The sequence below is a fragment of the Moraxella sp. 179-F 1C4 NHS genome (assembly GCF_045370505.1).
Lineage (GTDB): Bacteria > Pseudomonadota > Gammaproteobacteria > Pseudomonadales > Moraxellaceae > Faucicola > Faucicola tetraodonis.
Map to the genome: position 1 here is coordinate 111,273 of NZ_JBIQEC010000003.1, position 13,844 is coordinate 125,116.

14 protein-coding genes are annotated in these 13,844 nt (G+C 44.5%); 6 read left to right on the plus strand and 8 right to left on the minus strand.

Translation table 11 applies throughout. The features are described from left to right. Positions 1–52: 52 nt before the first annotated feature. Positions 53–1,201 (minus strand): glutamate 5-kinase, encoded by a 1,149-nt coding sequence (proB, locus tag ACH0AB_RS02330; protein ID WP_406877060.1) that lies wholly within the window; start codon positions 1,199–1,201, stop codon positions 53–55. Between the two features lie 313 nt (positions 1,202–1,514). On the opposite strand from proB, the gene ACH0AB_RS02335 reads away from it, so the two are divergent. Further along, the gene (locus tag ACH0AB_RS02335) at positions 1,515–2,396 is read left to right on the plus strand and encodes a DegV family protein (protein WP_406877007.1); all 882 of its coding nucleotides are present in this window, start codon (positions 1,515–1,517) and stop codon (positions 2,394–2,396) included. 74 nt (positions 2,397–2,470) lie between these two features. Here the strand turns inward: ACH0AB_RS02335 and obgE are convergent, their stop codons facing one another. The 4 genes from obgE to ACH0AB_RS02355 form a co-directional block, all read right to left on the minus strand. Next, entirely contained in the window at positions 2,471–3,691 is a 1,221-nt protein-coding gene (gene obgE, locus ACH0AB_RS02340) for a GTPase ObgE (protein WP_373703631.1), read from the minus strand. Between the two features lie 152 nt (positions 3,692–3,843). Beyond that, positions 3,844–5,196: a glyceraldehyde-3-phosphate dehydrogenase gene (locus ACH0AB_RS02345; protein ID WP_313063079.1), complete on the minus strand. Its 1,353-nt coding sequence runs from the start codon at positions 5,194–5,196 to the stop codon at positions 3,844–3,846. A 125-nt stretch (positions 5,197–5,321) separates the two neighbouring features. After that, positions 5,322–5,930, minus strand: a complete 609-nt coding sequence (locus ACH0AB_RS02350) for a lipocalin family protein (protein ID WP_219331444.1) — start codon at positions 5,928–5,930, stop codon at positions 5,322–5,324. A 174-nt stretch (positions 5,931–6,104) separates the two neighbouring features. Beyond that, complete coding sequence (locus ACH0AB_RS02355) at positions 6,105–7,136, minus strand: NUDIX domain-containing protein (protein WP_406877008.1); 1,032 nt, start codon at positions 7,134–7,136, stop codon at positions 6,105–6,107. Between the two features lie 152 nt (positions 7,137–7,288). On the opposite strand from ACH0AB_RS02355, the gene hemP reads away from it, so the two are divergent. After that, entirely contained in the window at positions 7,289–7,453 is a 165-nt protein-coding gene (hemP, locus tag ACH0AB_RS02360) for a hemin uptake protein HemP (RefSeq protein WP_007114963.1), read from the plus strand. Between the two features lie 133 nt (positions 7,454–7,586). Here hemP and ACH0AB_RS02365 read toward each other — a convergent pair whose 3' ends face one another. The 3 genes from ACH0AB_RS02365 to orn form a co-directional block, all read right to left on the minus strand. Next, a complete protein-coding gene (locus ACH0AB_RS02365; protein ID WP_406877009.1) occupies positions 7,587–8,351 on the minus strand; it encodes an SDR family NAD(P)-dependent oxidoreductase in 765 nt (254 codons plus the stop codon). 86 nt (positions 8,352–8,437) lie between these two features. Continuing rightward, entirely contained in the window at positions 8,438–10,147 is a 1,710-nt protein-coding gene (locus ACH0AB_RS02370) for an AMP-binding protein (RefSeq protein WP_406877010.1), read from the minus strand. 285 nt (positions 10,148–10,432) lie between these two features. Beyond that, a complete protein-coding gene (orn, locus tag ACH0AB_RS02375; RefSeq protein WP_095356063.1) occupies positions 10,433–10,984 on the minus strand; it encodes an oligoribonuclease in 552 nt (183 codons plus the stop codon). A 183-nt stretch (positions 10,985–11,167) separates the two neighbouring features. Between orn and rsgA the strand changes: the two genes are divergently transcribed. The 4 genes from rsgA (at position 11,168) to secB (ending at position 13,779) form a co-directional block, all read left to right on the plus strand. Next, positions 11,168–12,238 carry a ribosome small subunit-dependent GTPase A gene (rsgA, locus tag ACH0AB_RS02380; protein ID WP_406877011.1) on the plus strand — a complete coding sequence of 357 codons (1,071 nt, stop codon included), beginning with the start codon at positions 11,168–11,170 and terminating at the stop codon, positions 12,236–12,238. 143 nt (positions 12,239–12,381) lie between these two features. Beyond that, positions 12,382–12,810 carry a rhodanese-like domain-containing protein gene (locus ACH0AB_RS02385; RefSeq protein WP_076774070.1) on the plus strand — a complete coding sequence of 143 codons (429 nt, stop codon included), beginning with the start codon at positions 12,382–12,384 and terminating at the stop codon, positions 12,808–12,810. Between the two features lie 134 nt (positions 12,811–12,944). Then, positions 12,945–13,205 (plus strand): glutaredoxin 3, encoded by a 261-nt coding sequence (gene grxC, locus ACH0AB_RS02390; protein ID WP_036589920.1) that lies wholly within the window; start codon positions 12,945–12,947, stop codon positions 13,203–13,205. Positions 13,206–13,347: 142 nt separating this feature from the next. Next, positions 13,348–13,779 carry a protein-export chaperone SecB gene (gene secB / locus ACH0AB_RS02395; protein ID WP_007114956.1) on the plus strand — a complete coding sequence of 144 codons (432 nt, stop codon included), beginning with the start codon at positions 13,348–13,350 and terminating at the stop codon, positions 13,777–13,779. Positions 13,780–13,844: the final 65 nt, after the last annotated feature.

The window sequence follows — 13,844 nt, forward strand, 5'->3', positions numbered from 1 at the left end:
ACTATTGAATCAGTCTAAAAGTAGTCAAATTTCAATCAAAAATTGTCGAAAATCATACGATAATCGCCATATTATCACGATGTACCATCACGTGCCGTTCCTCATTTTTACCCAAAATCGCTTCGATGTCGCTATTGCGTTTGCGAGCGATGCGCTTAGCTTCATTTGATGAGAAATCCACCTGACCGACCGCAATACGTACCCCTGTTTTATCAACGCATTCCACCACATCGCCCTCATCAAAATCACCTTGCACTTCAATCACCCCGACAGGCAATAAGCTTTTGTTATTTTTAATGATGGCATCCACTGCGCCATCGTCAATCACCAAGCGACCTGCCATACGCAGATGAGCGGCTAACCATTGTTTTTTGGCAATGCGTTTATCATCGTCATTGGTGGTGAGCATCGTACCTAAGGATTCCCCTTTGACCACGCGATTAATCACGTTATCGATGCTGCCGCTGACAATCACGGTGGGACAACCACCCATTGCCGCAAGCCTTGCCGCACGAATTTTGGTAATCATGCCGCCACGACCCAATTTGCCGCCATCTCCCGCCACGTCAAACAAATAATCTGCCATTGCCCGCTCAGTCTTAATCAGCTTCGCATCCGGGTTGGTACGAGGGTTATCGGTGAATACGCCTTGCTGATCGGTCAATATAATGTATAAATCAGCTTTGACCATGGCTGCCACCATCGCACCTAGACTGTCATTATCACCAAATTTGATTTCATCGACACTGACGGTGTCATTTTCGTTAATGACAGGCAGCACACGCCATTCAAGTAGCTGATTTAACGTACTGGCGGTATTGAGATAACGATTTCGATTGGCAAGATCGTCATGTGTCAGTAGCAATTGTGCGCTTTGTACACCATACTGAATCAACGCCGACCACCAAGTTTCAATCAAGCCCATCTGCCCAATGGCGGCGCAGGCTTGCAAGGCTTGTAATTTTTTGGGGCGTTCTTCCAAATTCATCCGCACCACCCCTTCCGCCACTGCCCCTGAGGATACTAGCAATACTTGATAGCCTTCATTATGCAGCTTGGCGATTTGCTTCGCCCATTCATAAATTGCGGTGCGATCCAAACCTTTACCATTATTGGTCAGTAGCGATGAACCAATTTTTACCACAATGGTGTTGGACTTAAGGGCTTTTTTAGTTGAGTTAGGTGAGGCGGTGGCAGTCATAAGTTGATAGTCATAATCAGTCAAGTGCAATTTTTTAATCAAATTAAATGCCATAATGGCTTGGCTGAGCATTGTAACAATTTTTACTGGGTTTATAAATGCTAATCGATGCCGGTAGCCGTTAAATATCACACGTTTTTGCCATACGCATTTTTATCCCAATTAAATAGCAACCATTGAAAAAACAAATTGACATTGTCAACTAAAAAATATCGACTTGAGGTTTTCTCAATTTAGATGAGGATAACTTGCTATCAACTTTGCTTTTATATAAATTTGCTCATCTTCATGGGCTACTGGGTTTATCAAATTTATGAAAAGAGCTGTCGTCACCACTTCCTCATCTTGTCTTGAAGCCCTTGGATTGTCGCAAGGCATGGACATTCTGCGCTTACACGTAAACATCAATAACGTTGATTTTATCGATGGTAAAAATATCACCAGTGAACGTCTAGCAACCATTATGAAAACCAACCTCAAATCGGTGGCGAGGACATTTCCGCCATCCATCCATGAGATGCATCTGTTGTTTAATGATTTGATTGCTCGCGGGGTCACTGAGGTATTTGTTTGCGGCATCTCGTCCAAATTTAGCCAAACTTTGCCCATGCTAGAAGAACTCAAAGTACATTATGCCAATCGCCTGCACATCTTTGTGTATGACACCAAAACACTTAATATTGCTGAAGGGGCGCTGGCGTACGAGGCAAAAGTGTTGATTGAGCAAGGTGAATCGTTTGAAAACGTGGCAAAAAAACTTGACGATTTGCGTCGTCGCAGTGAATTTTTATTTACCCTCAGCGACTTGGACTATATTATTCGCAACAAAAAATTGTCCGCCCCTGCCGCATTTGTTGCCAACTTATTTGATATCAAACCGATTATGCAAATTAATCAAATTGGCGAAATTATCGCGGTGGAAAAAGTGCGTAAGCTTGAAAAAACCCTGACAACCATGGGAAAAACCGTCGAAAAATTTGCCGCAAATCAACCCGCGTTTATCTATTTGACAGATACGGGGCATCATGAAAGCACCGAGTATCTTAAATATTTATTGGCGACCCATTTTGGTTGGCATGATTTACCTGTTATTCGCGTGTCGACCATTTCGCTCGCCAATCACGGCTTGATGGGAACAGGCATTGGGGTGTTTTATGGTGAATTACCCCACATTGTCAAAGCATTAAAAAAATGACCTGTCCTTATCTAAATTCAGCTAATAAAAAAGGTTAGCCCGCGCTAACCTTTTTAAAGCTATTTCCATCACCGCTAAGGTGCGTAGACCACTTCCACGCCATCATCGTCATCGTAGTCGTCGTCATCAAAATCATCGTCATCCAATGCGCGACCTTCACGCTCAGCTTTACGTTTGGCACGATACGCTTCTTTTTGCTCTTCCGTATTGGCGCGCACTTCCGCTTCCAGTCGTTCAAAACGCAACCGCTGACTTTCAGCAAAGTCGGGATCAGTTTCTTCCATCTCGCGCTCTTGCTCGATTTCATTCATCAAATGCCAAACCACGGCATCAACCCCTTCCCCTGTGAGCGTGGAAGTACGAAAAACCATCCCTGTCCAACCAAGCTCTGCCACGATATGAGTGCAAAGTTGGTTTAATGACTCTTCGGGCACTTGGTCGATTTTGTTTAAAATCAAAATCTGTGGCAGTTTTGACAGCTCTGGCGAGAATTTTTCTAACTCATTAAAAATCACTTGGGCGTTTGCCACAGGGTCGCTACCATCAATGGGCTGTACATCGACAAGATGCAATAATCGACGGGTACGAGCGACGTGTTTTAAAAAGCGAATACCCAGTCCAGCCCCTTCAGAGGCGCCTTCAATCAGTCCTGGGATATCTGCCATAACAAATGAGCGGTGTTTGCCCACATCCACGACACCTAGATTCGGTACCAAAGTGGTAAACGGATAATTGGCAACTTTGGGTTTGGCAGCAGAGACTTGACGAATAAAGGTGGATTTACCCGCGTTTGGCAGACCGATAAGACCTACGTCCGCTACCACTTTTAGCTCAAACTTCAAGACTTTTAATTCACCTGCAAAACCTGGGGTGGCACGTCGTGGTGCTTGATTGGTGGAGGTTTTAAAATGGGTATTACCTTGCCCGCCGTCACCGCCTTTGGCAATCCTCGCCGTTTGCCCTTTTTTGGTCAAGTCCGCTAAAACCTCACCTGTTTCGGTATCAACCACGGTGGTACCGATGGGCACAGATAGATAGATATCATCCGCGCCACGACCTGAACAGTTTTTGGCACCACCATTTTCGCCGCGCTTGGCATCATAGCGACGCGTAAACCGGTAATCGACGAGGGTGTTGGTGTTGTCGTCGCACACCACGTACACATCACCGCCTTTGCCGCCATCACCGCCATCGGGACCGCCTTTGGGGACGTATTTTTCTCGGCGAAAACTGACGATACCATTGCCGCCGTCGCCTGCTTTGACTGTTACGATTGCTTCATCGATAAAACGCATTGAAGACTTTCCTTAAATTCTTGAATAACCAAATATTATAGCATGAATTTTAGCAAGAAAAATTTGAACAGGATTGATGTTTGAAATTTTATCCAATAAAAAACCGCCCAAACTTGAGCGGTCTTGTCATCGTTCTTAGCGCTTAGGAACATTTAGGCATTTTTTGCCATGGTTTCAGCGACACGTAGAACTTGGGTGCTATAGCCCATTTCGTTGTCATACCATAGGTACATCACGGCACGGTTGTCTTGCGCAAGCGTAGATTTGGCGTCCCAAATCGCCACTTTTTCGCAGCCCACAAAGTCGGTAGAAACCGCTTCATCCGAATCTGAATAAGCAATTTGCGCTTGCCATTGTTCGCTCTCAGTGGCTTCTTTGATAAAGGCATTGAGTTCATCGCTTGAATTGACCGGGTTTTTGAAATTCAAATTCAAAATCGCAAGGCTCACGTTTGGCGTTGGTACACGTACCGAGCTACCTGACAATTTGCCTTTTAGTTCTGGAATCGCTTTACTGACCGCTTTGGCAGCGCCTGTGCTAGTCATCACCATATTTAAGGTTGCAGCACGCCCACGACGCTCGGCTTTATGGTGGTTATCGACCAAGTTTTGGTCATTGGTGAACGCATGGATGGTTTCCATGTGACCGTTTTCAATGCCGTATTTATCGTTTAAGAGTTTGAGCGTAGGGGTAATCGCATTGGTGGTACAGCTTGCCGCTGACACGATGGTATCACTGCCGATGGTGTCATCATTGACATTATAAACGATGTTTTTGATATCACCCGACGCTGGCGCAGTCAATAGCACTTTTTTGGCACCTTTTGACTGTAAATGCTTGCCAAGACCTGCTTCATCTTTCCATTTACCGGTGTTGTCAATGATTAAGGCATTGTCGATACCATAAGACGTGTAGTCGATTTCGCTTGGGTCAGAAGCATAAATGACTTTGATGAAACGACCGTTGGCGATGATACCGCTGTTTGCTTTATCCACTACCACTGAGCCATCAAACCAGCCATGTACCGAGTCACGCTCAAGCAAGCTTGCACGTTTTTCCAAATCTGCTTCACCGGCTGGACGAACGACGATGGCTTTTAATTGTAAGCCTTTGTCTGAGGCAGGACGGCTCATCAGCAAACGAGCTAAAATACGACCGATACGACCAAAACCGTACAACACGACATCTGTCGCAGGCACTTCGTCACCGCTAGTAAAGCTGTCAGCTTGTTTACCTGCTTTGAGCGCTTGACCCAAGTCCACCGTGGTATGGCTTAGATTTTGGTCGTTTAACGCGGTGGCGAAAGCGAGTGTATCAGCGATGTTAAGGGCGTTTTTGTCATGATGAGCGATGATATCAACAAGGTTTAGCGCAATGCGGTTGCCAAAAAACAGCACATCGACGCCTTTATTGGCTAGGGTATTTAGCTCAACTAGTAACTGAACCGCTTGGGCTTCTTGATTTTTGCGAGTGGTGAGGTGGTCTTGGTAGAGATTGGCAGACATAGTATGACCTTTTTTTGTGAAGGAAAAATAAAATCTGTGAAAAATGCAGCAAAAATAAACGCCTAGATTGTAACGGAATTTAGGCGTTTTAGCAATTTTAAAGCAGGGTGTTTCAACTACCTAGCTTATCGGCTGTTTTGTACGGTTTTTTGCAATTTACTGACATCGTAGCCTTGAGATTTTGCGGTAGCGACCATTGTTTGATAAGTGTCTTCATCCATCGTGGGCGTACGTGACAAAATCCACAAGTATTTTTGGTTTGGCGTACCCACCAACGCATGATTATAATTGGGGTCTAAAGCAAGTACCCAATAGTCGGCTTTACCCACAGGCAACCAACGCAATCCTTGCGGCAAGAAAGTAACTTTAAGTTTACTGCCACTATCGCCATTTTTGGTGGCTTCACCAATGCTTTGCATGGGTTTGCCGTCTTTGCCCATACACTGGTTATTAACTTCCACCTTGCCTGTCGGTTGTAGGGTATAAGTGGCGGTGACATCACTGGCACAGTTACGCTGAAAAAACATCGGCAAACGGGCGATTTCGTACCATTTGCCCGCATAACGGTTTAAATCAACGCTTTGCACCGCCTGAGCTTTACCAATGCCTGTGGACTTGGCGGTGGTTTCGGTTGAGGTGTTTTTGGTGGGGGTGGTGGTGGAGCAAGCACTTATCGCAATTAATGTACCTGCAATACCTGCCACTGCTAACGTTTTTTTATTCATCAGTTTCATTGTGTATGTCACCTTAGTTGGTCATTGTGATTGGTGATTCTAGATTGGTGGTTTTATTAGTCATTACACTACTCATTTTAGCCTAAAATAAACGCTCAAACGGTGACTATTGGGGCACTTTTTGTCAGCCAGTTGTTACAGTGAATGCGCTATTGTCAACCTGTTGGCTAGTTTTTATACCTTGTCGACCAATAACCGAATACCCGCGATTCCCATCGCCCCATGCTCATAGGCGGTGGCTAAATCTGCCTGCTCCAACCCGCCCAGCGCAAATACCGGTACATCACTAAGCTTTGCTAATTCACCGAACGCTTGCCAGCCCATGCCCCCATTTTGAAAGGTTTCTGGGTGTGTCGGTGTGGCTTTCACCGGGGATAAAAAACAGCCCATTACAGTATGCGAGGTTGCCAAGGTATTTAATCTGCTTAGGCTATGTTGGTCATGGCAACTGGCAAAATAGCGATAATTTTTTGATAAACTTGAGAAATCAAGCGTGACGAGTTGTTGGTGATTCAAATGCACCATGCCGTTTTTTAACCACGCATCTAAACGCTTAAATAAGCGCTCAGGTAAGCACTTAAATAAGCACGCTAGTGTTGCATATTGAATAATCGGGGTGATATCCGCCCTTATCGTGAGCAAGCCATCAATCATAGCGGTGGCATTTTCATGGCTGGTTTGCGGGCGAAGATAACAATGGGCACTTTGGGGTAGTTTTTGGCTATAAAAATCAACCCACTTATCCACACCAACGAAGTAATCTAAAGGCTGCGTGATATAAATTGCATTGGGCAATCTTAACCACTGTAAAATGCGGGCATTGGCATCGGGCAAGGGGTAGTGATTGGCAAACAAGTCTGACTGGTGCGCCCATGTGACGGCTTGACCTTCCTTGCCATTACCCTGTTGTAACCCATCAAACTGCGCTTGGCTCACTTGAATTTTAAAAACGTGCAATGCCACGGTTTTATCAGCATAATCATGGCGTATCACCCCCATTTTGACTGCGGTATTTTGCGCGATATCCAAACCAATCTCTTCATGGACTTCACGGATTAACCCTTGTGTTGGGGTTTCATCTGGCTCAATTTTTCCCCCGACAAACTCATAGCGATTGCCTTGGTGTTGACTGGCATGGCGAAATCCCAGTAGATATTGATTGTTAAAATGTATCACCGCGACTGCCACATTGACGACTTTTGACATATTTTTCTCAAACTATTGATTGTTACCCATTATAAAGCATTAAATTTGATGAAAAAGTGAAAAAAGTCACTTGACGACCCATAAAATATAAATGATAATCATTATCAATTAAAAACACTATTCGCCCATCTTACAGAGAAAAGGAGTATCCCATGCTACACTTATTAAATCGCGCCAATCTTATCCAACAAAGTTCCTTGCCTACGCTATATTCCAATCATTTATTTGCGCTGACCAAAGAGATTCGCATTCAGCATGACGGCGAAGAATACCGTCTTCGATTGACCCGTAATAACCGGCTAATACTCACCAAATAGTGACTTAGCAAATAGCCCCCGTGAAATAGCTAATAAAAAAGCCAATCTTCCTCAGAGTGGCTTTTTTAGAGGGCTAAGTTGATAGTCTCTGTTGCCAGTCACCGTGCCCAGTGACAGGCAACAATCACCTGAATTAACCCATGCGAATAGCCCCGTCCAAACGAATAACGTCGCCATTAAGATAGCTATTTTCGATGATGTGTACCACCAATTTAGCAAATTCTTCTGGGTTGCCCAAACGTTTGGGAAAAGGCACGGCTTGCTCAAGACTGGTACGGGCAGCTTCTGGCAGGCTTGCCATCATCGGTGTACCGAACACCCCTGGGGCGATGGTCATGATACGTATTTGATGGCGCTGCAGCTCACGCGCGAGTGGTAAGGTTAAGCCCACCACGCCTGCTTTAGATGACGAGTAACTGCCTTGCCCGACTTGACCATCGAATGCGGCAATTGAAGCGGTGTTGATAATCACACCTTTATCTTCGTTGCTGTCTGCAGTATTTTTTGCCATCGCAGCCGCCGCTAGTCGCGCCACATTGAAAGTACCGATGAGGTTAATCTGGATACCACGGGCAAAGGTGGTTAAATCGGTTGGATTGCCTTCTTTGTCCAGTAATTTTTGCACCACCACGATACCAGCACAGTTGATTGACCCTGATAATTTACCAAATTTGGTCACACCCGCCTCAATCGCATTTTTGACATCCGCTTCGCTGGTGATGTCACATTTTGCAAAAATCACGTTGTCGCCCAATTCAGCCACTAATTTCTCACCGGCTTGTTGGTTCAAATCGGCGATGATGACATTTGCGCCATGTGCCACCAAATAACGGGTTGTCGCTTCACCTAGACCTGACGCGCCGCCTGTGACCAAAAATGTATTATTTTTTACTTGCATTGTTTTTCCGTTAACCTGTTATTTTTTGTTGATAAAAAAAGCCTAGCTAATACTAGATACTCTTTTGCATAGGGATAAAATTTTTGTTACTGCGCCACGCTCATGCTACGCAGCATAAAACGTTGCACTTTACCGCTTGGGGTCTTTGGTAGGGCATCGATAAACTCAACGATACGTGGATACGCATGGGCAGATAACCGTGCATGCACCAAGCTTTGGATGTCTTTGGCTAACTCGTCATTACCTGTATAGCCGTCTTTGAGTACAACATAAGATTTGATGATGTGGCCGCGTATGTCATCTGGCACGCCAATCGCCGCGGTCTCGGCTACCGACGGGTGTTCCATTACCGTATTCTCGACATCTGTAGGACCCACGCGATACCCTGCGGTGGTAATAATATCGTCATCACGCCCGACAAACCAAAAAGTGCCATCATCATGCTGTTCGACCATATCGCCCGTCAGATAATAGCCATTTTCAAACGGATTTTTTTCGTTCCACGTATAGCCTTGGAAAAATAAGGATGGCGAGTTTGCCACATCAACGGCTAGTTGACCTTGGACGCCTGCGCCTAGTTCATTAAAGTTTTCATCGAGTACCGCCAAGCGATAACCTGGCAATGGCATACCCATTGAACCAATTGGCTGATCATGGGTTAACTTATGATGACAGCAGCACGCCATCCCCAATTCGGTTTGTCCATAATGGTCAAGAATAGATGCACCAAGATGGTCAGTGATCCACGTCACCACTTCAGTATTTAACGTCTCACCCGCTGAGCTAATACGCGTCAATAGCGGTAACTCATCAGCTTTGTTGTCAAAAACACCGCTTGATTTCATCATACGAAATGCAGTGGGTGATGAGGCTAAATTAGTGATTTTATGGTTTTTGATAAAATCTAATGTATGCTTGGCATCAAACCCTGACTCATTAAAGTGGGTAGTAGCACCGACTAGCAAAGGTCCTGTAATGGCATAATACAAGCCATAGGCCCAACCTGGGTCAGCCATGTTCCAAAACTGGTCATCATCGCTTAGACCCACTGCATGTACCATGTACAAATAAAATGCGGTTAGCGCTTTAAGTGGTACTGCCACACCTTTTGATTTGCCCACGGTACCTGAAGTAAACATTTGCAAAAAAGGATCTTCCCCTGTTAGCATCACAGGTTCAAAGTCTTCGCTTTGCGCTGCCATTAAGCTATCAAAATGCCAATCGCCATATTGTTTGGCGGCTTGCTCGCTGCCCACCATCACCATGTTTGGTAGTGGGTTTATGTCATTGAATTTTTCACGGTTATGGCTGTCGGTGAAAACCACTTTGGTAGCGGCTTTTTCAAGGCGGTATTCAATCGCTTCGACACCAAATGCGGTAAACAATGGCTGATATACCGCACCAATGCGCCACGCACCCACAATCACTGCTAATAAAGTCGGTGTACGTGACAGCATGGTTGATACCCGATCGCCTTTTTCCACCCCCAAAGAAGTCAGCAGATTTGCCATTTTACCGCTTAGTTTATCGAGCTGTGCGTAAGTGATTTTATGGATATTGCCTTGGGTATCTTCATGCACTAGCGCGACTTTATTTGCCTTATCAGACTGGGCATGACGACCCACACATTCTACATAGGCGTTGATACCATTGATGCGGCAACCTTGCAGGATTTGCTGTTCAAGTTCGTCGATATTGAATTGGTCAATGTAGCTTTGATATCGGTAGCTTTGATAGTGGTAGCTTTGATAATCAGGATGGGTAGATTGCGGGGTTTGGGTGTCAAGATTGTCCATGATTGGCTCCTAATGTCGTCCATGAGATAGGAATAAAGCCAGTGTTAACGGTCACCAACTGGCTTAAAATAACGCTGACTTAAAATAAATCTGGCTTGAAATAAATTTGAGCTGATATAACCAGTTTTTTGACGATGGGCTCGCAACTATCACTGATTTACACTCACGCTGATTTACTTGTATCAAGTCAAGCTAACAAATTCCTTTTGTCAGCTTATGATGCCTAAAATTTTGGACAATTTCAAGTATTATGATATGAATTGTATCGTTTTAAAAATTTTACTGTTAACCAATAAACTTAAAAAAGTGCTCTTTATAGTGGCGCAGTTCACGAATTGAATCACGGATATCATCAAGTGCCAAATGACTTCCTTTTTTCTCAAAGCTTGACAAAATATCGGGGCGCCAGCGATAAGCCAGCTCTTTGACCGTTGACACATCTAAATTGCGGTAATGAAAAAACCGCTCAAGCGTCGGCATTTGCCGTGCCAAAAACCGTCTGTCTTGGCAAATCGAATTGCCACACATCGGTGAGCGTCCTGATTCGACATATTTACTCAAAAATGCAATGGTTTCGGTTTCTGCTTGAGCCATCGTCACGTTACTACGGCGAATACGGTCAATTAGTCCCGATTGCCCATGTTGGCGCGTGTTCCAATCATCCATGCTGTTGAGCACAATGTCAGGCGTATGGATGGCAAACACAGGACCTTCGGCTAAGATATTGAGTTCACTGTCAGTCACTATCGTCGCTATCTCGATGATGGTATCGTTGAGGGTATCTAGACCTGTCATCTCAAGGTCAATCCAAATCAGATGTTTTTTATCAACCGCCATACTGTTGCCTTTTCATACTCTTTAACAAATAATCCGCCATCTTAGCAGATTTTACAGGTAAAATATCGGTTTTGTTGGCGATTGCTCAGGCGTGCTCATGTAGCGAGTCTAAAGATATTGCAAAATTTTATAAGGTGTTAGTATGGTAAAAAATCCCCTAGTGGCTGATGTAGTGGATAGCGTATGGCGTTAATCCGTAAACGTAAACTCACTGACCAGCAAACCCGCCGCATCCAAAAACAACAAAAATCCCAGCAAGTGCTGGACGATGCCCAGCTGATGGATGGCATTGTTGTCGCAAACTTCGGCAAGCAGCTCGAAGTCCAAGCCACTAGCCTACCGCAAACCCTGCCTGAAAAACCGATTGTCGCCGCTGACGAGCCAGAACCGTTTTGGCAACCCATCACCCTGCACAGTGTTTGGCGTTGTCACACCCGTACTAACTTGCCACTGATTGCCACTGGGGATAAAGTCCGCTTTGTCGCTGACCCAAATACAGGACTTGGACGCATTGAAGCGATTTATGATAGACAAAGCATCATCAACCGCCCCGACCGTTACCACAAGCTCAAACCCATCGCCGCCAATGTTGATATTTTAGCAGTCGTATTTGCCCCACTGCCGCTACCGTCTGCCCAGCTGATTGATCGGTATTTGGTGGCTTGCCATCACTCAGACATCACGCCATTGCTGATTTTAAATAAAGCCGATTTGTTGGCAGATGGCAGTCATAGCGAGGTGACAGAGCTACTAACAGCCTATCAACAGCTTGGCTATGCCACCTTGGTGACCCAATCGAATGGTGAGTTAACTGAGCTAAAAAACACCGTTGCCGGCAAGAACGTGATTTTTGCCGGTCAATCAGGGGTTGGCAAGAGCAGCTTGGTCAACCAGTTATTGCCTGCTGCAGGACAATCAGTCAATGAAATTTCAACCATTTCACAGTTGGGTCAGCATACCACTACCACCAGTCGATTTTTAGCGTTTGACTCGATGGCGCTCAGCAAAGGCGCCATTATTGATACACCCGGTATTCGCGAATATGGGCTTTGGCATTTGACCCCTGATGATATTTTGCAAGGCTTTATCGAGCTTGCGCCGCTCGCCCCCTACTGCCGTTTTCGCGATTGCAAACACACCGAGTCCACGCCCAATTGTGCGATGTGGCAGGCGGTGACAGACGGGCAAGTGCTAGCAAGGCGGGTGGATAATTTGGTGCTATTGCAACAAGAAGCGGCCTCGCAGGATTTTTAAGCTTGCGATTTTAGACTAAATAGTAGACCAAATAGTAGACTAAATAAAAGTTTCTTAAAATTGACAACTACCGTTATAATACAGTCAATTTTTTATGGGCAATCAAACGATAATTTTGACGACATGCCCCTGTGGAGGATATCTTGGAACGTTGGTTTGAGTTTATGGGTCATCACCCATTTTTATTTGGCACCATGTTTGTGCTAATTGTGCTATTTTTTATGCTTGAGAACAAACGTGGCGGCAAAAAAATCAATCCAAATGCAGTGGGCTTAATGGTTAACAACCAAAACGCTCAGCTGATTGATATCCGTCCACGAAAAGATTTTGAAAAAGGCTATATCAAAGGCAGCCGCAATATCCCGTTTACTGAGCTAAAAGATCACGTTGACGCACTTCGCAGTGCTGACCATCCTATTATCATCGTTTGCCAAATGGGTATGACGGCGGGTACTGCAGTGGCAATGATTGGTAACGACAACGTTTATCGTCTCGATGGTGGTATTACCAATTGGCAAGCCGCAGGTTTACCTTTAGTGGTAGAAAAAACCGTGCCCGGCAAAACCAAATAAGACTGGTTGGCTGTTCACAATTTGAAATTTAAATCGCCAAGCCCCATAACCATCAATAACGCTTTATTATCTCATCGGTATTTGATAATAAGCTTTTAACCTAATTTAAAAAATCCAGAAATAAGGAGATTGTTATGGCTATGGTGAAAATTTATACCACACCGACTTGCCCCTACTGTATGCAAGCTAAAATGCTATTAAAAAACAAAGGCCAAGCATTTGAAGAAGTCAACATGTATGATGTGACCACAGAAGAACGTCAGGCATTGGCGCAAAAAACCAATAACTACCGCACCGTACCGCAAATTTTTATTGGCGATAATTTCATTGGTGGTTATGACCAACTCGCTGGTCTTGAGCGTCAAGGCAAACTTGATGGTCTATTAGCGGATTAACCGTTAACAGATTAAAAAACTTTACTAGATAAATAACCCCCATTATAAATACAGTTGATAGTTTTTAGACTAGTTTTTAGAAAAAGTTAAAGCTGTCATATTGTTATAATTTCCGTAAAAACAGTTAATTGAGGACACTACCATGGCAGACGAACAAAACTTACCACAACTGGCGCTAGAACGTATCTATGTTAAAGATATGTCATTAGAAGTACCGGGTGCAGATGTATTTACCCGTGAATGGCAACCAGAGCTTGATATCAACCTATCAAGTGCCGCTGAAAAATTGGACGATGACCACTACCAAGTGATATTAACCGTTAATGTGACTGCCAATAACGGTGGTGAAACCGCATTTATCGCAGAAGTACACCAAGCGGGCATCTTTATGTTGCAAAATATCCCTGAAGAACAATTGGGAGCAATTTTAGGTGCGTATTGTCCAAACGTATTGTTCCCTTATGCCCGTGAAGTGGTCAGTGACATTGTGACCCGTGGTAGCTTCCCACAATTGTTACTTGCGCCAGTCAATTTTGACCAAGCCTATCAACAAACGCTTGAGCAAGGTAACTAATTTTTTTAAAGTTAACTATTTTAAAGCTAACTAATTTTTCAGTACCAAAAATTAAGAGCAGGATA